Source organism: Plebeiibacterium sediminum (assembly GCF_026013605.1).
GTDB classification, from domain to species: Bacteria; Bacteroidota; Bacteroidia; order Bacteroidales; family Marinilabiliaceae; genus Saccharicrinis; species Saccharicrinis sediminus.
In genome coordinates this window covers 1-453 of the sequence record NZ_JAPDPJ010000317.1, presented here as the reverse complement: position 1 = coordinate 453, position 453 = coordinate 1, and the positions used below count along the sequence as shown (strand labels likewise).

Annotated in this window: 1 pseudogene; it reads left to right on the top strand. The window is 29.8% G+C overall.

Annotated features, from left to right (window positions below):
* Window positions 1–453 (top strand): annotated as a pseudogene (locus OM075_RS26695) (hypothetical protein); the annotation flags it as partial.

Here is a 453-nt window from a genome sequence, read left to right as displayed (position 1 = left end):
TGATGTTTTTTTATCATCAATTGACTACTGCACAAAACAAAATTAATATAGAACTTAGATACGACCAAATATTTGTATCTAACATAAATGCGCAGAACAGCCCTTATCCTAGTAATAATGATTCAGGAAACTCATTAAGAGTACTAGCAGGATATCATATAAATAATTATCTAAATGTTAATGCAGGTTTGGGGTTAGATAACTACAATGATGTTTTTTATGGCACAAACACATTACCTATTGTTGCTAATATTAAATACTCAATAGGGGGGAAACCTAAAGGTATATTTCTAATGTTAGAAGGTGGTCCCCAAATTAAATTGTCAGATAGTTTTGATAAAGGGTATATGTTCCTTGTCGCAATTGGATATAAAATAAAACTTAGTCGACTACTAAGGTTGAATTTTATGGGAGGTTATAATTTTCAAAAATCTACTGAAGGTCTTAATATTT